Consider the following 21,668-nt stretch of genomic DNA (forward strand, 5'->3'; position numbering starts at 1 on the left):
AAAAAACCCAGTGATCTAGATATTTTAAGGTACTTTAAATATCTAATCGCTGGGTTTCTTATATTTTAAAATTTAAGAGGCCTATAGTGCATTATGAACCTCACCAAAAGCATGTGTTTGTAGCACTTGATCTGATGGCAAATCCAGATCAAAGAGTTCTTTAATGACTTCTTCTATTGTATCCATTGGTTTAAACACAATTGCCTCTGTTACTTCACTTGGAATATCTTTTAAATCTTTCATATTTTCAGTCGGTATTAAAACTTTTTTCACACCTGCTCGATGAGCTGCTATGATTTTTTCTTTAATGCCGCCTACTGGCATTACCATGCCTCGCAATGTAACCTCACCTGTCATAGCAATATCCGAGGGTACTTTTCTACCCAAGACCAGGGATGAAATCGCACTAAAAAGCGCTACACCAGCAGATGGCCCATCCTTCTGAATGGATCCCGAAGGCACGTGAATGTGAAGGTCTTTTTTTGCAAATTCAAAATTTGCAGTTTGGAACGCCAATCTCGATTTCACAAGGCTGAGTGCAATCCTTGCGGATTCCTTCATTACATCACCCAGTTGTCCCGTGAGAATCATCTGTCCGCTTCCTGGCATAAACGACCCTTCAATGAAGAGGATATCGCCACCCACTGGCGTCCATGCAAGCCCAGTCACAACACCGATCGCATTGTTTTTGCCAATTAAATCATGTCTTGCCTTTGGCCGTCCAAGAAATTCTTCTACTTTTGCCTCATCAATCACCAGTGGCAAGTCCACCTCTCCTAAAACGATTTTTTCAGTGGATACCCTTGCAACACCTGCAAGTTCACGTTTAAGTCCTCTAACGCCCGCTTCTCTTGTATAATCATCGATAATTTTTAAAATAGCGTCATCGCTGTATTGAAGTTGATAGGATGTAAGTCCATGATCTTCAAGAACATTGCTGACCAAGTGATCCACAGCAATATGAAACTTCTCTTGGTTGGTATAACTGGATAGCTGAATAATTTCCATTCGATCTAATAAAGGTCCTGGAATACCCCTTAAATTATTTGCAGTTGCTATAAAGAACACATCTGAAAGATCATACGGCACTTCCAAAAAGTGATCTGCAAAAGTATTGTTTTGTTCTGGATCGAGTACTTCAAGCAATGCACTTGCTGGATCACCACTATTGCTCACCATGAGCTTATCCACTTCATCTAAAATGAATACAGGATTCGTTTGACCCGCTTTTTTCATGCCTTGGATAATCCGCCCTGGTAAAGCAGCCACATAAGTCCGTCTGTGACCTCTTATTTCAGCCTCATCTCTTATCCCCCCGAGACTCATTCTCACATAAGGGCGATCAAGTGCTGTTGCAATACTCTTACCCAAACTTGTTTTACCTGTTCCAGGAGGTCCAACGAGCAATAAAATAGAACCTTGCTTTTCTTTTTTGAGTTTCATAACCGCAAGATGTTGAATAATGCGGTCTTTAACCTCTTTTAAACCATAGTGTTCACTATCAAGCACTTTTCTTGCGGCTTCTATATCAATTTCTTTCGCCTTGTGTTTTCCCCACGGAAGCGTTAATAATAACTCCAAGTAGTTGACGACGACATTTCTCTCCGCACTTTGAGGTGACAAACCTTCAAATTTAGAGAGCTCATCATAAGCGACCTTTTTAATGTCCTCTGGCATCAGAGCAGTCTCTATACGTTCTCTAAAATCTTTTTTATTAGAAATCCCTTCTGTTTCATTAAGTTCTTCTTGAATGGCCCTTAATTGTTCTCTTAAAAAAGCTTTTCTATAATTTTGATTGGCCTCAGTCGAAAATTTCTCAGAAATTTCTTTCTGAAACGCGAAGAGTTCCTTTTGCTTAATCAAGAGATCAATCATCTTCATGCCTTTATCACTATAACTATAAGTCTCAAATACCGCTTGCTTATCCTCAACTTTAACTTGCATATATTGGAGCAACACCCCACACAATAAAGGCAAGTTATTGAGTTCTTCCACATACTGTACAAACGGTTCTGATCCCTTAAAATAAACGCTTATTTCTTTAACCAAAGTTTTAATCGTCTTTAGCATCTCATGAAGTGTTGCTTCATCTAAATCCACAACATCTTCTTCAAAAGCATAAGTGGCTCTAAGTTCCCCTTCGAGTTCAAAAAATTGAGAAACCTTTGCTTTTTCAATGGCCATAACATCTAAAATATAAAAACCTTGCTCCAACTTAACGCTTTTTACCGTTAACAAGACCCCTGCTTTATAAAAATCGTCCATTTGGTATTGGTGACTTTGTGAGGCTTTTTTTACCGTGAGCCCCAGTGCATAATACGAATCCGCCATGAGGCTTTTCTCTAAATCTCTATTGGGCTCTTCTGCAATTCGAATCGTTATTTCAGTGCCCTTAAACAAAACCATATCGGTCACACCCAGTATGTTTAACCTCTTATTAATTTCTTCTTTTCTCATATGAAAGCCTCCTCTCCTTATTTCTCTATGTGTTCAGCTCATATCGTCAACTTTTCAAGTAATAAAATTAACAGCTCAATTTCCTCTGTTTCTAACCTCTCCGCAATTTTTTCAACCAAGTAATTGTAACTCCTCTGATCCAATCGCGCTAGTTTTTCCCCTTTATCCGTCAGGGTAATATAATAAATACGCCCATCCATAGAACACTGATGTTTCATGACACAATCTAGTTTTTGAAGTTTATGAACGGTCTCAGTCACCGTCGGCTTTTTTAAATCTAAAATCTCTGCTAAGTTACTGATTGTGGTTGCTTCAAATTCATCGATGAGTTTCAAATACTCAAGTTGTTTAACGGTCAGTTGATCTGAATTTAGATCGTGAATCAATTGAACTGCACATTGACCTTTCAGCTCAGCTAGTGCTTCTAAAAGGGTCTCCAGTTTTAAGAGGCTATTCTCATGACGCATCTTTTCATCCACTTCCTCAATTGATTAGTTAGGTTCTTACTAACAAAATACCACACTTTACCCTTCACTTCTTATCTATTTCATGTCTAAATTGTTACAATTCATTGAACAAACCCATGATTTCACCAAAAAAAATCCCTTTAAATCAATTATTACATCGATTTTAAGGGACTTCTTAAGGATAGCGACACTTAAAATAGTACTGGAAAGTTTAAAATTGTAAGGTCTCCATATTTAACATTATTAAGCTCTATACGAGTCTTGGAACATCTGCGTTTTCACCAACTAAGATTTCATTATTGCTTTGAACGTAAAGCGTTGCAACACCTGCATTCGTTAAAATTGTAAGTGCTAATAGAGCCATAATCATTTTCTTTTTCATATCCGTCCTCCCAATAAAAAGTATTTTTCAATGCTATTTTATAAGGAATTCAGAACCTATGATCCCGATATAAGTCGGGAAACTACTTGGTCAAAAATGATCACAAATCTTGTATTCATCACAGGTTTATTATAAACTAGAATCAGAAACGATACCCCCGATGTAAGTCGGGATTTTGACAGGAGGCTTATATGTTTGCTTCTTATAACCTGATTGATTTCGGCAACCGCTTAAAAGAAATTCGTAAAAATCAAGGTATATCACAAGCTCAAGTTAAAAATACCGTCGGTTTAAACGAGGACACGCTGCGTAAAATTGAACATGGCAGTGTATTGCCTAGATACGATACTCTAGAGCTCATGTCACTTGTCTATAAAGAAGATCTTCTTAAATTACTCCCCTCTTATAGGACGAATCAAACGCTGAATGATTTATATGAGCACACAGACCAAATCATCACCGCTTACACGCTTGAAGACTTAGATAAGGTCAAAGCACAGTTAGCACATTTCAAAATTCAAAATCAATTTGACAACACACTATACAACATGCTTGAACTCGAACAATTTGAACTCTACTTGACCAGTCTCCAAATCTATTTTGATGGCAATATTGTTCAGCGCAATCAAGCCTATTCTCATCTCAAAGATGCGCTTAATAAGACCTTAATTAACTTTTCACCCTTCAACTTTCAAAAATACAAATACAATTTTTTTGAAATTAGAATTCTTTTGTTTCTTGGCATCATTCTTTACGATGTCAAACATGAAACGCTGAGCAATCAAGTTCTTGAGTTTTGCTTAAAATATCTACTTCAAAACTTTGCGCTTGAGGAACGGATACAAAAGCTGATCATCAAAATTTACAACAATCTGGCTTACAATTATCATCTTTCAAATCAACATAAAAAAGTCATCCAAGTTTCGGATGACTGCATTGCATTTTCACGAACACATCAAAATTTGTATGGTCTTGCAAATATCTACTATCGAAAAGGCATCTCTGCTTATCGCCTAAAGAAAAACGATTATCTGGATCTTCTTAAGAAAAGCGTTATGCTCTCTGAAATTTCTGGAAATGACGATTTAGCCACTCTTTACAGACGTATTACACTTGAAAACTATGGTATACTCATCGAGTAAACAAACGTTGTGCTTTCTGACTATTTGGAGCCTCTAAATAGGATTCATAAAGCCTCATCACAGAAGGGTTTTGATGCGCTTTTCTATAGCGAAGGACATTTGCATCTTCTTGATAGAGTGCTTCAGCGCGTTTGGCACTAACCTCTATACCCATTTTTGCTCTTGCATCTACGATAGGTTGACCGCCTCCGTTCACGCAACCGCCAACACACGCCATGAATTCTATCATATGATATTCATTGAGTTCACCCCTAGCAAGTCGTTCCATAACACTTTTTATGTTTTTCCCCCCATGCGCCACCACAACTTTAGCTGTAAATTCAGGTGTAATTTTGATTTCCGCTTCTTTCACACCTTGAATTCCTCTGACCTCTTTATAGTCAACCGCTTCGATATTCGTACCGTTCATAACGTCTGCAACAGTTCTTATGGCAGCCTCCATAACGCCACCTGTGGTCCCGAAGATCACTGCCGCACCCGTTGAGTCACCATAGAAATCATCAAACTGTTCATCTGCAAGGTTTGCAAATTCGATTCCCGCTTGCTTAATCATGTACCCCAGTTCTCTTGTGGTCAAGCTGTAATCCACATCGCGAATGCCATCGACTTCAAGCGACTCTCTACCTGCTTCAAATTTCTTAGCTGTACAGGGCATGATTGAGACCACCATGAGTTGCTCAGGTTCAATCCCATTTATTTCAGCATAATGACTTTTTAATAATGCACCCATAATATTTTGAGGCGATTTACAAGAAGATAAATGCGGCATGAATTCTGGATAAAAGGTCTCTGCCAATTGAATCCATCCTGATGAACAACTTGTAATGAGTGGTAAATGCATGCCTGTTTTAATCCGATTGAGCAGTTCCGCACTCTCTTCCATAATGCACACATCCGCCGCGAAATCTGTATCAAAGACACGGTCAAAACCAAGTCTTCTTAACGCTGCAACCATCTTACCAGTGACTGAAGTGCCCATTGGAAAATCGAACATTTCACCTATTGCTGCTCTAACCGCCGGTGCTGCTTGAACAAGCACTGTTATTGCCGGATTCTCAATAGCAGCTTGCACTTCCTCTATATAATCGCGTTCCTTCAGCGCCCCCACAGGACAATTTATAATACACTGACCACAATTAATACATATCGATTCCGCCAGCTTTTTTTCATAAGGTGGTCCAACATGCATGTTGACACTTCTTCCGATAAATCCAAGTGCCCCAACAGCCTGCATATTCTGACAAACGGAAACACAGCGTCCACACAAAATACATTTGGACTGATCGCGCACGATTGAATTGGATGACATGTCCAGCGGTTCACTGTTATACTGCTTCGTAAAATTATTTTCTGAAACGCCATAATTTTTAGCAATATTTTGCAATTCGCAAGTCTGTGATCTCACACAAATCATACATTCTGCATTGTGATTTGCAATAATCAGCTCTAAGATCGTCTTGCGTAGTGCTCTAATCTTAGCCGTATTCGTCTTTATCATCAAGCCCTCTGATATAGGGTAAGTGCATGCCGTTTGTACACTGCCATTGACCTCTACAATGCATACTCTACAGGCGCCTATCCTATTAATATCCTTCAAATGACACAATGTCGGAATCAAGATGCCAGCTTGCCTAGCCGCTTCTAAAATAGACATATGCTCTGGTACTGTCACTTGCATCCCATCTATCGTAACCTTACAGCATTTCATGGTTGCCTCCCCTTGTCCATTATTGGATCTGTTTCAAAAATGTCGCTTCAAAATACTGATAAGCCGTTTTAAAGGGTACTGGTTCCGTCCTGCCACTGCCACATAAAGAAGCTTCTGACATCACCTCTAGAATGTTTTGATACATTTTGAGATCCTCTGCTGTGGCAGTTTGAGCTTTTAACTTACTGAGTATGATCCCAAGCTGGCGATTGCCTTCTCTGCAAGGCACACACTTTCCACAACTTTCATGAATAAAGAACTGACTTACATTTTCAAGATAATCCATGACAGAATCCTCTTCATCCGCCACAACAATGGCTCCCGAACCCACACTGACTTGCTTTGACTTTAATGCGCTATAGGTAAATGGCGTCGATAACAACTCTGGTGGCAATATGCCTCCAGAGGCACCACCCACTTGGATAAAACCAATCTTTTTATCCCCTCTAATCCCCCCTGCAAGTGCTATCATTTCATTGAAAGATATACCAAAGGGCACTTCAAAAACGCCCGGTTTATTGACTTTTCCAGATATGCTGACCAACTTTGTCCCAGGACAATCCGGTGTACCCAGTGCTACGAACTGATCTACACCGTTTTTCAAGATCGCGGTCACTGCAGAGAGTGTCTCCACATTAACGACAAGCGTTGGATAGTTTAAATAGCCTTCTTGTTTCACATAAGGCGGTTTAGAGCGCGGTTTTCCACTTTTCCCCTCCATGCTCTCACACATGGCAAATCCTTCTCCACACACATAAGAGCCCGCACCAGAAAAAAGACAAATGTCAAAATCAAAACGACCATCCAAAATATTTTCACCCAAAAAACCAGCTTCCTTGCATTTTAAAACGGCAGCACAAATAGACTCATGCATCCAATCGTATTCTGCCCTGCAATAGATAACCCCTTCTTTCGCATTGGAGCAATAAGCAACGATGATCATGCCTTCAATCAATTGATAGATGTCGTTTTTCAAAAGTTCTCGGTCCTTAAAAGTACCCGGCTCCCCTTCATCAGCATTGCAGATTAAAAATTTTCGTTCTCCAGTCTCAAGGCGCGCCTGTTCAATTTTACGACCTGTGGGATATTCAGCGCCACCTCTCCCTTGCAGCCCAGAGGCTTTTATTGCTTCTATTGTAACTCGTGGTCCCCTCCCAATTACCTGCTCAAGTGCCTGAAAACCACCAAGCTTTAAATAGGCATCTAGTGATTTACCATCGTATTTTCCAAAATTTTTTGTGATAAAATTCATTGCGCATACCCCCTTAACGCATCAATAATACGCTGAACTTTCGCCTCATCTATATGCCCATAAACCTTGTGACCTATCTTAACAGCAGGCGAAACATCACAAGCACCTATACAAGAAGTCAGCTTCAATGTAAACAACCCATCTGACGTAGTTTCTCCAACGTCTACTTTAAGTGTCTCTTTAAACCATTCAAGGACTTCATTAAATCCATTGAGTTTACAAACCGTTGTATTGCAAATCTGAATGATGTACTTTCCCTGTGGTTTATGTGAAAGTACTGAATAATAAGTAACCACTTCATAAACTCTGCTCAGAGGGACATGAACTCGATGTGCTATATAGGTTGCTACTTCCTCTGAGATGTAATTTTCAGCTTCTACAGATTGAACATTGAGTAATATCTGTAATAAGTTTACCGCATCGTATTTATACGCACCTAATATACCCTCAATTACAATTTGATCAATCATTTTGATGCCTCCCCATAATTCTGATATTCAAATTTTGTTTATTTTTTAACAAATTATTTTGTGAAAACTTCAGTCCATCACTTCATTATAATATATGCCCTAAAAAATCTACATAAATCGTCAAAATTTTGGGACCTTTGTAATATGCTTTGCGAAATTACTTGGCAAAAAAAAAATAGACGCATTCATTTGCATCTATTTTCTGACTGGCCCAATTTTTCACTGTTAATAATTTGCTCAAGCAATTTTAAATTACCTGATTTCACTTTTTTTTATTTTTTTGATTCAATTCTAAAATAGTCTCCAAAGTTTCATGATCAGAGACAAGGGTATTGATATAACCGCCTTTTAAAGCCGCATATATTGCCTTTGCCTTACTCGGACCGCCTGCCACTAATAAAATATTTTTATGATTTTCGATATCGTCCGTCTGGATACCAATTACATTATCATTGACATCTAAATCTAAAAAACGGCAAACACTTATTTTTAAATGCTTGTCGACTTCCAATTCGCTTTTCACTTTATTTGCCATACTCAATTATGGTTAGGGTGTAAAATCCAAAAGTTGAGCAACCCTCTACCATATGATGTCGTTTACGAGAAGTACGCGATACAGCATATGGTAGAGGGTTAATGCGAAACTGACTTTTGACACCCTAACCAATTATCAAAACGGGAAACACCAGTCTTCTTTAAGTAAACCCATATTGATCCGATCATGGTATTGATTTTGAACCATACAGCCTCTTCTTATTCTACCTTCTTCAAGAAATCCAAGTTTTTGTCCAATCTTGACCATCGCTATATTGCCACTCCAAGTTGAAAAACCGATTCTTTGTATAGGCATCGTCTCAAAGAGGTACTGAATCCAAAGCGCTAAAGCCTCTGCGCCGATTCCCTGTCCCCAATATGCATCTTCAGGTATATCAATTCCAACCTCGGTCATATGCGGATCAGCATAGTCATGATATACCACAACCCAACCCACATGCTGTCCATCACTTGCTTCAATTTCTAAAAATTTATAAGGCAGCTTTGCCCCTTCATCAAGCCATTTCTTGCGCCAATTTATAAGTGCAATTAAATCATACTCAGACCACGGTGCATCCATTGACCATGCCTTCAACTTGGGATTATTCCATTTTCTATACTGCGCTATATCAGACCTTTTTGTTTTTCTTAATGCTGCATTTGGACCTTTTATAATAAATGCATCTGACATCTGCGCCCTCCAAAAGAAAGAAGTATCTGATTGGAGATACTTCCAAATAAATGAATTCTAATACCATAGATCGTTTCAAATCACTATAATTTTAAATCAATTTCGTGTATGGCCAAACTTTTGCCATCTTCTTTTAAATATACACTTGAACGCTTAATATTTGCGATTGTCTCAAGGCCCTCTTTGATATGATATGGACTATTTACAGCCCCTAAGTATATCGCTCCAACACCCGATTCTTTTAACCCCAGTAGCTTTGAATTACCCCGTGCATCCACTTGCCAAATCTTTAGACTATTAAAGATTTCATCATCTTCATCAACCCATCCATTTCGATCCTGATCATAGGCTGAAAGTTCACCAAATCCAGAGCCCGTTTGTGGCCCAAAGAGTTCTGTCCCATCATCGATGATCCCGTTTCCATTTCGGTCAAGCGCTAAAAAACCACTCCCACTTGCAAGCCTTCTAAACGTATCCTCTTTGCCATCTAAATTGATGTCTAAGCGGATTGAATCATCACCAAAAGCAATGCCCTTTCCGTCAAGATTGAGCACAAGCGGATCTTGCATTGCACCACCAATCTGAATGAGTGTTTCGCTTTTTTCATAGTATTCTCTTGAATAGCTCAGATTCATTTGGAAGTTGATCTCTCTACCATCTGCCGTCTTAATGACACCATTTGATTCAAACGACATCTGTTCAGATTCATAGATTTCATGTGAACTCGAAAATTTAAATCCAAAATTGGGTTGTTGTCCTGAAGATACTGAACCGCTCATACCTGAACTCTGATCCAATTTAGCAATACTTGAAAACTTAAATTCTTTACCCGTCAAAGCTGTAATAAACATCTCTAGCAAATTGATCTTTATTCGATCTTTGTCCGATAAGTAAAACATCTCGTCAACATTCTGCGTTTTATTAGAATGATTAAGTTCTAACGCATCCTCTTGCTTAAGCTGTCTGAGCATAACGGCCTTAGGACTAGATAATTCCAACTTTGTCTCTTTCTTTTCTAAATGAATTGATTGTGAAAAAGCACTTTGATTTAACGAATAATTTGAAATTCTCATTAAACACACCTCCTTGTGCATCTATGACTTTAGAATCCATTCCTTATGCTTTATATCGGTCAAAGTGTGGCAAAAGATTATATTTTTAAAAAAATAAACGATAGGTATTCTCTATAGTTTATTTTATCATTGTTATTTAAAATCAATTTTTTTCAACTTTTTAACAATCACTTGATATTCATACGAATGTTACGAAAAATTAACATTTATTTTCTTGCACAGCCTTTTACTGTATGTTACATTTTTACCGAGGCCTAAATTGTGATTATTTTACTTTAAATGCTTAAATTAGATGACACAAAGGAGAAAACTATGCTAAAAAAATATCTCTCAATGATTATTTGTTTAGCACTAGTAGCAAGTACTGCACTTATCACATTCGCGGATAATGAAACTTTAACTGCTGATGATATTGCTTACAACAATGCGGTTGAAAAAGTTGCTAAAGATAACTCTCTGTCGGGTGATATCAAACAATTAATTTTGACTGAACTTAATGCTAAACATCGAAAATCAAATATGAATACATTCAAAAACAATACAATATCTTCAAATTTAAAATCATCTTTACTAGCAAGCGATGGATATGAGTATCGCTACACAAACACATATCAAGTTAAAGATTTTCAAAAATTTTCAAATAGATTAAATTTTTGGGCAGCAGGTACAGCACTTGCCAGTGCTAGAAAAGGGAACCTTACATTAGCTACGATCAGCGGTGTTCTATGGGTTTACTCTTCAGCGCTAACTATCAAATATGAAGATTTTACTAGCGATACTATATTAAAAGAAGCGATCTACTGGAAATGGATTGATCAATCTACGTATGAGTACAGTATAAAGCTTCTTAGATCATATTGGTGCCAAGGCACTATACTTGATGCTTTTGATGGCAATTATTATGATACAGTTTATTTAGAAAGCGGGTTTATTGATTAATCATGGAAAAAGATAAATTTATCAACCTATTAAAGAATCTATTTTTCTTTGTTGGTTTAGCCTCAATTCTATATCAACAATTTTGGATAACAAACCCTATAGATATTACGCTTTATGGCCTTACTAATATAATTACAGCTACATCCATTATACTTGGTTTACTTTTAAAGTTATATCTTGATAAATCAAAGGGAAAATCCATATCCTATCCACTTTACGTAACTCCTATACTATTAATTTTCATTGTAATTGTGATCAATCTAATGAAAATAATACGTTAATCTCAGTACACATTATAAAGAAAAGGCTCGCTGATTTTTAGGGCAGTGTTCATAGGGATACTTTCTGAATCTACCTAATAATGGTGGCATTAAGCGGACAGCTAAGGCTGTCCGCTTTTGTTTTGCCTAAATTACAAGTCTTAGCTCACCGTTATTCTCAGCGATAAATTCATAATCAGGTTCTGATATATCATTTTCCTTAGTAACATCATCCAGTATTCCAATGTCACGATAGTAGATCCAGACACATTGTTCAGCAGTTCTTGAATATCTTTCAGCCTTTTCACCCACAATAATCTTGGTTATAAAGAGGTGTAACAATTCTGCGGTTAATTCTGTGATGTCTGTATATCGTTTTGCTTTCTCAATAAACAATTCGACATTGGTAAGGGAGTTTTTCAGCTTTTCCATCTTTTCTTCTGCTTTTGGTATGTTTGTTCTCAGGATTTTTTGCTCGTCTGTATATTCTGTAGACAACATTCGGAAGTGTTCATCTGGGATTCTTCCAAGCACATTATCCTCATAAAGTCTTTTGAACAACATTGTAAGCTCCAAGTCCCTGCGTTTCATACTATCGAGTTCACGCTGCAATTTTGTGAGTTCTTTTCTTGTTTCAAAAGAATTTCGCTGATTGATATGCTCTGCAAACAGCTTTTCTTGTTGTCTTGCAAAATGAGTGACTCGTTTCAAATCATCCAAGATGATTGCAGTTAGCTGGCTTTCCCTAATATAGTGGGAAGTGCATTCCTCTTTACCACGCTTTTTATAAGTGGAACACATGAAATTGTTTTTAGTGGATTCCATCGTATGCGCCCGATGTAGCACTAAAGTACCTTCACAATCTTCACAAAATACCAGTCCTGAGAACATATTTGGCGTATCCATTTTCTTTGGTGGACGCTTTTTATGCTTGCGAATACTTTGAACGATATCCCATAGTTCTTGGGTGATTAGTGGCTCATGGGTGTTCTTAAAGACTAGCCATTCTGATTCTGGTCTTACAATCTGCCTTTTGTTTTTGTAAGAAACTGTCGTGTGCTTCATATTAACTGTATGACCAATGTAGGTGATATCTTCTAAAATATTGGCAATGGTGGTGTCACTCCAATTATAAGGTCTTGTGGTATCAAGGTTAGTAAGGGCAACGCCATTTTGCTTGTAGTAATAATTAGCAGGTGTGTGAATTTGATCCTCTTTCAGTTTCCTTGAAATTTGTTTTGGACCTCTGCCCTCAGAACACAGCTTAAAAATGTAGCGAACAACTTCAGCACTTTCGAAATCTTGAACAATCAGTTTGGGGTTATCAGTACTTTTTACATAACCGTAAGGTGGCTTTGTTGCAACTCTTTCACCACGTTCTGCCTGTGCTTTTTTAACAGCTCTGATTTTCTTACTGCAATCTTTCGCATAAAAATCATTGAATAAATTTCGAAAGGGTGCAAAATCATTGTCGCCATATAGGGTATCAACAGCATCGTTAATAGCGATAAATCTCACTTTATAGTTTGGAAACACAATCTCCATGAGCTGCCCTGTTTGAAGATAATCACGCCCAAGTCTACTCATATCCTTTACAATAAGAGTTTCAACTTGTCCATTTTCAATGAGTGCCATAATTTCATTCCAAGCAGGTCTGTTAAAGTTTGTTCCTGAATAACCATCGTCATATAGAAATTTTAAATTCTCAAAGGCTTTATCTTCTGCATATGCGGTTAATATTAATCGTTGATTTTGAATGCTATTGGATTCCCCCTCACGATCGTCCTCTTGACTTAGCCTTCCATAAAGTATGGTGTATTTTTCTTTGTCTGCCATTTATAAATCCTCCTTTTCTGTTATGGCAAACTGAGTACGGTACCACACATGATACCGTAAGCGTTGCCACAAGGCTATTGAAATTAAGCCTTTTTCAAAGATTCTTCAAGTGAATTATCAATAAGGGTTAGCAATTTTTCTGTTGGTGTGGATCGCTTTACTGTAGGAAAAACAGAACAGACTCTAAATGTTCGACCCTCAATATCCATTTGGCGCTCAACGATATGGTGACTTATATTACTCGAAATAGTAGTATCATCAAAGGTTCTATGGTAAGTTCCATAGGTGTCGTTTTTCCAAACAACTTCAGCTGTTTCATAGGCTCCAAGGATTTTAGTAGCTAAATAGTGCTGTGCTTCTGTTTTTTTATTCATGAGCGTCCTCCTCAAAATCAAGCCCCATTTGGTATTTGACGGCATCTTCCATATTGATTTTCCCACGGTTTTTTTTGACTTCTGAAACGCATCTGCCTCGAAGTTTTCGTAAATCGTCATCACTAATTTCAAGCCCTGCAGCAAGAATATTCATCATCATACTCATTTCAATAGACAGACGAAAGAGGTTAGCAGATTGCCGATTCTCAGTCATTTTAAGCGTTCCATCAATGGCATCCAGTAGAATTTTAGAAAGATAAGTGGTGCTATTTTGACTGGCTAAATAGCCAATATAGAAATCAACCGCTTTATAAATAAACTCAGATTTGTTTTTCATGTTGTTTGGTTCACAAAGTAGTTCCATGTTTTTAATCATAGATGGCGGTAGCCATGCGTTCACACGCTCTTTGTTTTCATATTTTTGTGTACTCATATAAATCTCTCCTTTTTATTAGCGTCACCTTGCACAGCACTTAGTAAATGGCGTGTTTAGGGGCTTTTGTCTAGTTACAGCACTGAAAACGTCCAAAATGCTTATTTACAGCACTATTTTGATATTACTGGTTTTTCTCTTAGAAGCTCCAATCGGTGGGGTTTTCCTCGGTCGGCATTGCCGTCCGATGTGATCGCTAGGGGCGTTTACAGCACCATGCTTTATCCTGCTAATTTTTAGTATGGATTTTTAGTGGAGCCCTATCAGAAACTTCAAATTCCGCGATGAGTCCATTTTTTCTTTTCTGCAGTTTTGTGGCTCACAATTGCCCCAAATTTTGATTATATTCGGCATCAGGCATTGTGATGCCAACGACTCTATGAATCTCCACACAGGGGCAAATAATCGCCATTTTGATTTTGCTATCAGAATTTGATTAGTCAGCAATCACTTTGACAGGGTCGACAGGGTCATTAGTGGGAGCACCTACCGAAGTCCCCTGATTATCGACACTATCGTCCCTAAAGACAGAAAGTGAAATAGTGCGTTTGCCATTACTCTTTTTGAAATCCGCATAGATAAAGCGTTTGCGAAGCTCTTCAAGGTTTAGTCTGATATGTTTTGACAAAAGCCTTGATGAAATTTGATCGCCACTTTGAACAGATAGCAGGGTCGATAATTCTGTTGGCGTTCCAGTATAGCAATCTTTATCAGTCATAAAATCAGAAATGAGAAGGACAATATCATGAAGAAGTAATTCTTTATTTTGAAAACTGTCAGATACCACTTCCCAAATATTTTCTTCATTTCGTTTCAAACTAACTTCCCGGTACTCAATATCTCTGCCCACACAATATAGCTTCGCCTGACCACTGCCACGAACATCTTCAGAGAGAATAAAGTTAGAATCTGCTGCACCTTGAATACCTGTTGTGCCAGAGATTCGATTGAAGGGATCATTATCATTTTCTTTTCTAAGGTGATGGATGAGCAGTATGGCAATTCCAAGTTCATCTGCAATATTTTTTAGAACAGATAAATCACTGTAGTCACTGGCATAGCTATTATCAGTAGCAGATCCACGAATCATTTGAAGGGTATCAATGATAATCAAAACACAGTTTGGATGCTCTTCTACAAAAGTTCTGATCCGCTCTTCTAGTTCACCGCCAAGTGTTGCTTGCTCTGTACAGAAGTTAACTGCCGCAGATGCTTCATCTGTAATTTCAAACAGTCGATTTTGAATTCGGATTTGACTGTCCTCAAAGCAAAGATACAAAGTATCACCTTGTTTTACTTTATTGCCCCAAATGTCTTCACCTTTAGAGACTGTAACAGCAAGCCAAAGAGCAAGCCAACTTTTCCCCACCTTTGGTGAGCCTGCAAGAATGTGAAGGCCATTAGATAAAAGATTTTCAATGACAAATTCTAATGGCTGAAGTGGCATGGTCATTAATGTTTGACCATCGATGGTATTGAATCGTTTTTTCATTTTGGTAATTCCTCCTTAAATTTTGATTTGTTTTTTCTGAATTTGAGAGAAGCTCTTACTGTATAGGCAGTGAAAATGAATTTTTGACAACCAGTCTAGAAAAAAATATCTCTACTTATTTCCACGATGAAACGGGTGGTTGGACGAAAAATAAATTTGCCCCTCACTACTAAGGTAAAAATTACGCTACCCTACAAAATTTTTCTTCTCGTATACTTCAACGATGGGAAGGTATGTTGTACGGAATGAATTTTTCCTCTCACTTACTTCCACGATGAAGTAGATGTCCTACAAAAAAATCTTCATCTTTTTCCATGACAAATCATAGTATTGAGAACCAGAAAATTTATGCCCTCACTTATTTCAACGATGAGAAGCACTGCTGAGCGGAAAAAAATGCAAAAAAAAGATGCCCTCATATACTTCCACGTTGAGAAGGGCATCTGCACACCTAGAAAATACTATTTTCAGCTAAAAATTAATCGCCCATTTTACCGACCATCTTGTCGATGTCACCGTCACTGTCCATAACTTTAGAGCCTTCCATATTTCCAACTTTATTACCGTTCTCGAACATATCATTGGCAGTAATTTCTTCATTTGGTTTATTGTCGTCTTCAATCCAACCGAAGCCTAAAAAATAAACTTGTTTTTGACCATTGACTATGCGTGTGTCACCCATATTAGGTGTTTTGTTCTGAGGTGATGCTGTTACATAGGATTTTGTAGTCTTAGGTATAGTAATGCTTGGGACATTGTTTGGTTTTGATTTTTCATTTGTTTTTGATACGACAGTTTTTTTCGATTCCTCAGCAATTCGTTCTTTTTTAATTGACTGATCTAATGCTATTGTTGTGTTACTTTTTGATAAAGGCATGGAATTACTATCGGCGATAGTAATCATTGATTTAATCGAAGTGTTTGGATTAATAACTTCGAAGGGTAGTTTATTTACCGTAGTTATCATCAGTGATGCGGCAATCAAGTTTGTCATAATTATTCTTGTTTTAATTTTTTTGTTCATTTTCAAGACCTCCTTTTAATCATACACATTATCACTAGAAGGATTAGAAAGCTACGACAAATACATATCAAATCATACAAAATCACTTTAAACGCTATATTTTTATATTCAAGTTTGCTATAATGACATTTAGATGAGGAGGTTTAAATATGGATAACAATATTAATGAGCCTTGGGTTTCAACAAATGAAATTGCAAAACATCTAGGCGTTACAAAAGATACCGTCCATAAATGGATTAAATCTGGAACCATTCCTTGCAATAGGGTTGGGAAGCTTTGGAAATTTAAAAAGTCGGAAGTTGATGCTTGGATAAAATCTGGCGGTGCAAAGGAGATATGATATGTTTTACAAAATGATTAAGCAGAAAAGGGATGCATGGTTTAACTCTCCCACGTGCACAGTGTATAACCTCATAGATTATATCGTTCAAGCCGGTCAGATGCGTGATGCTCAGATTGAGGCAATCAAGACCTACCTGTTTCTTAAAATAGATTGTGGAAATGAGCCTCTACAAAGCTTATTTGCCAAAGGCAAATTCAATAATTTAAATTTGAATGACATTGAATTAAAAACTAGCGTGAAAGAATATTTGCAAAACAACACAGCAGCAGCGGCTTTATTTGAATATGCATCTTTAACTGATGATAAAGGCACAATTCTATCACCTAAGGTTATCGATAAAATAAAAAGTGCTCCGCAAAGCATTGATTACTCAGAAGTTTTTAAAAAAACTTTTTACGATATCTCTTATACGGACTATCTTTTTAGCTTACCAATGGGCGCAGGCAAAACATATTTGATGGCTGCTTTTATATATCTTGATTTGTATTTTGCACAAAACGAACCTGATAATGATGCTTTTGCGCATAATTTCATAATCTTTGCACCGTCTGGTCTTAAAACATCTGTAATTCCAAGCCTTCGCACAATTCAAAATTTCAATCCTTCGTGGGTTATTCCAGAGCCCGCTGCTTCTGATTTAAAGAAAATATTAGTTTTTGAAGTGCTTGATCAAAATAAGACTGCGAATAAATCTAATAAGACAAAGAATCCTAATGTACAAAAAATTGCAATTCATCAGCCGTTGAATGAACTTTTTGGTTTTGTAGCAGTTACTAATGCAGAGAAAGTGATTCTTGACAGAATCCAAGAAAAGAACGGCCAAATTAACTTGTTTGAAGATAGTGATGATGAGAAAGACCGACAAGCTAATGAACTAAGAAATCTAATTGGAAAATTACCACAGCTTTCGATATTTATTGATGAAGTTCATCATGCTGCTACAGATGATAAAAAACTTCGTGCAGTTGTTAGTAAGTGGATGGAGAATCATACCGTTAATAGTGTAATCGGTTTTTCAGGCACCCCATACCTACAAAAATCAGAAAAAATCGAAATCATAGACAAACTAACCATTTCAAGCTCAGAAATTTCTAACATAGTTGATTATTATCCTCTCATTAGCGGTATAGGAAATTTTCTAAAGAAACCTACTGTTAAAATATCCACAAGTAATGACAGAACCGATATTGTGGAAAACGGGGTCAGAGAGTTTTTGGATAGATATAAGGATACTGTCTATATCGACGGGACTTGTGCCAAATTAGGTATTTATTGTGGAAGTATCGAAACATTAGAGGAACAAATCTATCCATTGGTACAACGTATTACAGAAGAATATGGACTTAATTCTTCCGAGGCAGTACTGAAATTTCACGGCGGAAACAAACATTATGCTATGTCTGTTGATAGCGAATTGCAATTTGTCAGTCTTGATAAATCGTTTTCAAAAATTAGAGTAGTTTTATTAGTACAGATAGGTAAAGAAGGTTGGGACTGTAGGAGTTTAACTGGCATCATTTTGTCTCAAGAGGGAGATTGTCCTACGAATATGGTTTTACAAACCGCCTGCCGTTGTTTGCGTCAAGTACAAAGGGGTGTGCTCGAAACTGCATTGATTTATATGAATGAAAGTAACGCTGATAAACTTAATTTGCAACTTGAACAGCAACACCATATCTCTATTAAAGAATTTGAAAAAGGCAATGGAAATGGGTTGACCACTATAAAACGATATGATCGCACCTCTCAATTGAAACTGCCTAAAGTAGAATTTTATCAATTAAAAGTCAACTACCAGACCCTTGTAGTTGATGAAAGTTTAAATACTGAAGAAGGTATTATACAGGCAACCTCAAATACAGAAAGAACTACGGTAGTAAAAGAAGCAGAAATGGAAAAAGGTCTATCGGTAGTTGATATTAATACGACTTTTGAAGAAAAAGGAAAAGAAATAATCAGCTTTAATGCTTGGATTTATGAAATATCCAAACAAAGTTTTGGGTTTGTTCCCATGAACATACTGTTTGATCATGCCAAGCTACTAAAATCTGTCTTTGAGAAAATCACATACCAAAAGGGTAACATCACTTACTATAGCTCAAAATACAATGTTTTTGAAATTAACTCAAATATACGTAAAGCATTTTATGAAAAGCGGTATTTTGAAACTGTTGAAGAACTGATACCAGAAGAAGCAAGTTTGTTAAAGATAGAAAACTTTAAATCGGAGATCCAAACTACTCATGAAAAAGATTTTTATCCGAACAAGGAAATGGTTGATAGAATAATGCTCGATGACAGAGGCAAATTAAAAATCGACTTCAAAATATTGGATTATATTAAAATGACAGAAGAAATGGGAGACTTTGAAACGGCAGCTAAATGGAAAGCTAAAACAATTTCTCATCCTATGAAAAATCATTCTTTTCACTATCTGCCATATAAAACCGATAGTGACTTTGAGCAATTATTTTTAGAAGAGATATTAAAGCTTGATTTAACGAAAAGTAATGGACTAGAAGTTTATTACAACGGCGATAGAGCATTGACTGAATTTAAAATTAAGTGTTACAAAAATAGTGGAAAAACATGGAATTATATTGGAATGTACACCCCTGACTTTTTAATAATAAAAAGAAATGAAGGCAGAATCCATAAAGCATTGATTACCGAAACTAAGGGTAAAATATATGCCAATGATCCTAAATTTATAGATAAACGATCGTTTATGGAAACTACCTTTACTTCAAAAAACAACGATAAATTTGGATATGACCGTTTTGCTTATTTGTATTTAGAAGATAGCTTGTCTGAAAAAGACAGAATTTCAAAAACAGCGCAAGCAATAAAATCATTTTTTGAGGAGGAACAAAGTAATGGCAATTAAATATGTACCTTTTTTTCCTGAACCCATTGAGGGACAAGCACTCCTAGATAACTTTAAACGCACGATTAAATATAAGGGTACAAATGAGGTAAATGGTAAATTACGCCGTGGTATGCCGCTGTATGATATGGAAAAGCAAGAAACTGTAGGAACTAACAAAGACGGGAATATGGTTATTCGTGGTGAGTGTGTTTCTGCTTGCGCATATTTAAAAGAGCAGAACATCCAAGTTGACTTGGTATATATTGATCCACCATTTGCAAGTGGTGCAGATTATGCCAAAAAGGTTTATATACGTAGAAATCCAAAGGTTGCCGAAGCAATAGAAAAAGCTGAACTGGAGCTTGAAACAAATGAAGAGTTTCGTGCTTTTGAAGAGACTATGTACGGCGATGTTTGGGATAAAGAGAAATACCTTAACTGGATGTATGAAAATTTAATGGCAATTAAGAGCGTTATGAGTGAAACTGCAAGTATATATGTGCATTTAGATTGGCATATAGGCCATTATGTGAAAATTTTGCTTGATGAGATTTTTGGTGAAGATTACTTTTTAAATGAAATTGTTTGGAGTTATTTCGCTTTCAAAAGAAAAACAACTAAAAAGTTTCCACAGAAGCATGATGTCATATATTCATACACTAAGTCAGAAAATTATATTTGGAACACACAGTTTAAGCCACATAGCGCTGAATATATTAAGAGATTTAAAACTGATGAAAATGGGCGGAAATACCGTGACGATGTAAATCCAACAGCAGGTGGTTCTAGGATTATCTATCTAGATGAAATTGAAGGGGACATAGTTGATTCTGTTTGGAGTGATATACCACCAGTTAACCCTGTAGCTAGCGAAAGAGAAGATTATGCCACGCAAAAACCTGAAGCACTACTTGAACGAATTATCAACGCTTCTTCCAGCTCAAATATGCTGGTTGCAGACTTTTTTGGAGGTAGTGGTGTTACTGCTGCAGTTGCTAACAAACTTGGCAGACGATTTATTCACTGTGATATTGGTATAAATTCGATTCAAACCACTCGTGATCGGCTTGTTGCTGATAAAGCTGAATTTGAACAATTAGAAATCAAAGATGGTGTATCACTATACCGTAACCCTGTTCAGACTATGCAACAAATAAAAAAACTAATCCCAGGACTTAAAAACGAGGACAGCCTTGATAGTTTTTGGGAGGGTGCCATTTCAGATAGTAAGCTTGGTACAATTCCTGTTTACGTTCCTAATTTAATGGATAGCACAACTAAGCTACTTGACGAGGTTTTAATGAACAGAATTCTTCACGATGCAGTCCCTGATCTTGATAGCAATGTAAAAAAAGTTATTGTTTATTATATTGACATAACCGACAAAACGGCTATTGAGAAGTTCATCAATGATGATGACAGCACAACTGTAGAAATTGAGTTGAGAGATTTAAAAGAAGTTCTTGATGATGTTGCAGTTGAAGATTATGTAGACCTTTGCTGCGAGAAGGTACAGGAAAGTCTGATACCAGAATATAAAATCAGCATAAATAAATTCATCAGCGATAGAGTCAATCAAAAAATTAATGCCTTTAATCAAAAATCATTTATAAATTCCAGTGAAAAGAAACCATACAATCCAATTGTTATTAGTGACGAGGGTTTGGAATTAATTGAGTTTTTGTCTGTAGACAGCACTTCATCTGATAGTGAGTGGCATTCTGACGGCGAAATCAAGATTGATAAAATCGGATATGTTGTAAAAAACGGAGTGAAGACTAAGGAGAACTGGGATGGCAGTATCAGAAGTGAGAAAAAACCGTTACGCCTAAAAATTCGTAATATTTGTGGTGATGAAACTATTTTGATTCTCTAAATTATAGTAAACAAAAATCGAACTTAACAAAAACCGCCTTGAAAC

The 21,668-nt window shown here is 36.9% G+C and carries 19 protein-coding genes; 5 read left to right on the forward strand and 14 right to left on the reverse strand.

All coding sequences use genetic code 11. From position 1 onward, the window contains the following. Nucleotides 1-81 precede the first annotated feature (81 nt). The 3 genes from lon to F3D3_RS24905 all read right to left on the reverse strand — a co-directional run bounded on the left by lon (nt 82) and on the right by F3D3_RS24905 (nt 3,306). Complete coding sequence (gene lon / locus F3D3_RS06840; RefSeq protein WP_069872395.1) at nt 82-2,457, reverse strand: endopeptidase La; 2,376 nt, start codon at nt 2,455-2,457, stop codon at nt 82-84. 38 nt (nt 2,458-2,495) lie between these two features. Continuing rightward, nucleotides 2,496-2,924 carry a MarR family winged helix-turn-helix transcriptional regulator gene (locus F3D3_RS06845; RefSeq protein WP_069872396.1) on the reverse strand — a complete coding sequence of 143 codons (429 nt, stop codon included), beginning with the start codon at nt 2,922-2,924 and terminating at the stop codon, nt 2,496-2,498. Between the two features lie 250 nt (nt 2,925-3,174). Then, nucleotides 3,175-3,306: a hypothetical protein gene (locus F3D3_RS24905; RefSeq protein ID WP_255364378.1), complete on the reverse strand. Its 132-nt coding sequence runs from the start codon at nt 3,304-3,306 to the stop codon at nt 3,175-3,177. Nucleotides 3,307-3,497: 191 nt separating this feature from the next. Here F3D3_RS24905 and F3D3_RS06850 point away from each other — a divergent pair, with 191 nt between their 5' ends. Continuing rightward, nucleotides 3,498-4,448: a helix-turn-helix transcriptional regulator gene (locus F3D3_RS06850; RefSeq protein WP_069872398.1), complete on the forward strand. Its 951-nt coding sequence runs from the start codon at nt 3,498-3,500 to the stop codon at nt 4,446-4,448. Here the strand turns inward: F3D3_RS06850 and F3D3_RS06855 are convergent. From F3D3_RS06855 to F3D3_RS06880, 6 genes are all read right to left on the reverse strand, one after another. Next, on the reverse strand, nt 4,438-6,156 hold the full coding sequence (locus F3D3_RS06855; protein WP_069872400.1) for an NADH-dependent [FeFe] hydrogenase, group A6: 1,719 nt from the start codon (nt 6,154-6,156) through the stop codon (nt 4,438-4,440). The two genes, F3D3_RS06850 and F3D3_RS06855, sit on opposite strands and share 11 nt — an antisense overlap. Before the next feature lie 19 nt (nt 6,157-6,175). Continuing rightward, nucleotides 6,176-7,408 carry an NADH-quinone oxidoreductase subunit F gene (locus tag F3D3_RS06860; RefSeq protein WP_069872401.1) on the reverse strand — a complete coding sequence of 411 codons (1,233 nt, stop codon included), beginning with the start codon at nt 7,406-7,408 and terminating at the stop codon, nt 6,176-6,178. After that, nucleotides 7,405-7,878 (reverse strand): NAD(P)H-dependent oxidoreductase subunit E, encoded by a 474-nt coding sequence (locus F3D3_RS06865; protein WP_069872402.1) that lies wholly within the window; start codon nt 7,876-7,878, stop codon nt 7,405-7,407. The genes F3D3_RS06860 and F3D3_RS06865 overlap by 4 nt, the downstream gene beginning before the upstream one ends. A gap of 262 nt (nt 7,879-8,140) precedes the next feature. Beyond that, nucleotides 8,141-8,413, reverse strand: coding sequence for a sugar-binding domain-containing protein (locus tag F3D3_RS06870; RefSeq protein WP_069872404.1), 273 nt, complete (start codon nt 8,411-8,413; stop codon nt 8,141-8,143). 135 nt (nt 8,414-8,548) lie between these two features. Next, complete coding sequence (locus tag F3D3_RS06875) at nt 8,549-9,103, reverse strand: GNAT family N-acetyltransferase (RefSeq protein ID WP_069872406.1); 555 nt, start codon at nt 9,101-9,103, stop codon at nt 8,549-8,551. Between the two features lie 83 nt (nt 9,104-9,186). Beyond that, entirely contained in the window at nt 9,187-10,176 is a 990-nt protein-coding gene (locus F3D3_RS06880) for a hypothetical protein (protein ID WP_069872408.1), read from the reverse strand. Between the two features lie 312 nt (nt 10,177-10,488). Here F3D3_RS06880 and F3D3_RS06885 point away from each other — a divergent pair, with 312 nt between their 5' ends. After that, nucleotides 10,489-11,115: a hypothetical protein gene (locus F3D3_RS06885; protein ID WP_069872409.1), complete on the forward strand. Its 627-nt coding sequence runs from the start codon at nt 10,489-10,491 to the stop codon at nt 11,113-11,115. 407 nt (nt 11,116-11,522) lie between these two features. Here the strand turns inward: F3D3_RS06885 and F3D3_RS06895 are convergent, their stop codons facing one another. The 5 genes from F3D3_RS06895 to F3D3_RS06915 form a co-directional block, all read right to left on the reverse strand. Beyond that, the gene (locus F3D3_RS06895; RefSeq protein WP_069872412.1) at nt 11,523-13,211 is read right to left on the reverse strand and encodes a recombinase family protein; all 1,689 of its coding nucleotides are present in this window, start codon (nt 13,209-13,211) and stop codon (nt 11,523-11,525) included. An 83-nt stretch (nt 13,212-13,294) separates the two neighbouring features. Then, nucleotides 13,295-13,585, reverse strand: coding sequence for a hypothetical protein (locus F3D3_RS06900; RefSeq protein ID WP_242877100.1), 291 nt, complete (start codon nt 13,583-13,585; stop codon nt 13,295-13,297). Then, nucleotides 13,578-14,018 (reverse strand): hypothetical protein, encoded by a 441-nt coding sequence (locus F3D3_RS06905; RefSeq protein WP_069872416.1) that lies wholly within the window; start codon nt 14,016-14,018, stop codon nt 13,578-13,580. The genes F3D3_RS06900 and F3D3_RS06905 overlap by 8 nt, the downstream gene beginning before the upstream one ends. Before the next feature lie 436 nt (nt 14,019-14,454). Further along, the gene (locus tag F3D3_RS06910; protein WP_069872419.1) at nt 14,455-15,510 is read right to left on the reverse strand and encodes an AAA family ATPase; all 1,056 of its coding nucleotides are present in this window, start codon (nt 15,508-15,510) and stop codon (nt 14,455-14,457) included. 478 nt (nt 15,511-15,988) lie between these two features. Beyond that, on the reverse strand, nt 15,989-16,534 hold the full coding sequence (locus F3D3_RS06915; RefSeq protein ID WP_069872421.1) for a DUF6550 family protein: 546 nt from the start codon (nt 16,532-16,534) through the stop codon (nt 15,989-15,991). A gap of 149 nt (nt 16,535-16,683) precedes the next feature. Here F3D3_RS06915 and F3D3_RS06920 point away from each other — a divergent pair, with 149 nt between their 5' ends. From F3D3_RS06920 to F3D3_RS06930, 3 genes are read left to right on the forward strand one after another with little or no spacing between them, the layout of a single operon-like run. Beyond that, nucleotides 16,684-16,875: a helix-turn-helix domain-containing protein gene (locus tag F3D3_RS06920; protein WP_069872423.1), complete on the forward strand. Its 192-nt coding sequence runs from the start codon at nt 16,684-16,686 to the stop codon at nt 16,873-16,875. A 1-nt stretch (nt 16,876) separates the two neighbouring features. Further along, complete coding sequence (locus F3D3_RS06925; protein ID WP_069872425.1) at nt 16,877-19,765, forward strand: DEAD/DEAH box helicase family protein; 2,889 nt, start codon at nt 16,877-16,879, stop codon at nt 19,763-19,765. Then, complete coding sequence (locus tag F3D3_RS06930) at nt 19,755-21,623, forward strand: DNA methyltransferase (protein ID WP_069872427.1); 1,869 nt, start codon at nt 19,755-19,757, stop codon at nt 21,621-21,623. Before F3D3_RS06925 ends, F3D3_RS06930 begins: the two co-directional genes overlap by 11 nt. Nucleotides 21,624-21,668: the final 45 nt, after the last annotated feature.

The sequence above is a fragment of the Fusibacter sp. 3D3 genome (assembly GCF_001748365.1).
GTDB lineage: Bacteria > Bacillota > Clostridia > Peptostreptococcales > Acidaminobacteraceae > Fusibacter_A.

Bases quoted from the DNA above. Each gene is read 5' to 3' on its own strand.
- F3D3_RS06895 (WP_069872412.1), bottom strand. From the start codon at position 13,211: ATGGCAGACAAAGAAAAATACACCATACTTTATGGAAGGCTAAGTCAA.
- F3D3_RS06905 (WP_069872416.1), bottom strand. From the start codon at position 14,018: ATGAGTACACAAAAATATGAAAACAAAGAGCGTGTGAACGCATGGCTA.
- F3D3_RS06855 (WP_069872400.1), bottom strand. From the start codon at position 6,156: ATGAAATGCTGTAAGGTTACGATAGATGGGATGCAAGTGACAGTACCA.
- F3D3_RS06900 (WP_242877100.1), bottom strand. From the start codon at position 13,585: ATGAATAAAAAAACAGAAGCACAGCACTATTTAGCTACTAAAATCCTT.
- F3D3_RS06870 (WP_069872404.1), bottom strand. From the start codon at position 8,413: ATGGCAAATAAAGTGAAAAGCGAATTGGAAGTCGACAAGCATTTAAAA.
- F3D3_RS06860 (WP_069872401.1), bottom strand. From the start codon at position 7,408: ATGAATTTTATCACAAAAAATTTTGGAAAATACGATGGTAAATCACTA.
- F3D3_RS06910 (WP_069872419.1), bottom strand. From the start codon at position 15,510: ATGAAAAAACGATTCAATACCATCGATGGTCAAACATTAATGACCATG.
- F3D3_RS06865 (WP_069872402.1), bottom strand. From the start codon at position 7,878: ATGATTGATCAAATTGTAATTGAGGGTATATTAGGTGCGTATAAATAC.
- lon (WP_069872395.1), bottom strand. From the start codon at position 2,457: ATGAGAAAAGAAGAAATTAATAAGAGGTTAAACATACTGGGTGTGACC.
- F3D3_RS06845 (WP_069872396.1), bottom strand. From the start codon at position 2,924: ATGCGTCATGAGAATAGCCTCTTAAAACTGGAGACCCTTTTAGAAGCA.
- F3D3_RS06880 (WP_069872408.1), bottom strand. From the start codon at position 10,176: ATGAGAATTTCAAATTATTCGTTAAATCAAAGTGCTTTTTCACAATCA.
- F3D3_RS24905 (WP_255364378.1), bottom strand. From the start codon at position 3,306: ATGAAAAAGAAAATGATTATGGCTCTATTAGCACTTACAATTTTAACG.
- F3D3_RS06920 (WP_069872423.1), top strand. From the start codon at position 16,684: ATGGATAACAATATTAATGAGCCTTGGGTTTCAACAAATGAAATTGCA.
- F3D3_RS06850 (WP_069872398.1), top strand. From the start codon at position 3,498: ATGTTTGCTTCTTATAACCTGATTGATTTCGGCAACCGCTTAAAAGAA.
- F3D3_RS06915 (WP_069872421.1), bottom strand. From the start codon at position 16,534: ATGAACAAAAAAATTAAAACAAGAATAATTATGACAAACTTGATTGCC.
- F3D3_RS06885 (WP_069872409.1), top strand. From the start codon at position 10,489: ATGCTAAAAAAATATCTCTCAATGATTATTTGTTTAGCACTAGTAGCA.
- F3D3_RS06925 (WP_069872425.1), top strand. From the start codon at position 16,877: ATGTTTTACAAAATGATTAAGCAGAAAAGGGATGCATGGTTTAACTCT.
- F3D3_RS06930 (WP_069872427.1), top strand. From the start codon at position 19,755: ATGGCAATTAAATATGTACCTTTTTTTCCTGAACCCATTGAGGGACAA.
- F3D3_RS06875 (WP_069872406.1), bottom strand. From the start codon at position 9,103: ATGTCAGATGCATTTATTATAAAAGGTCCAAATGCAGCATTAAGAAAA.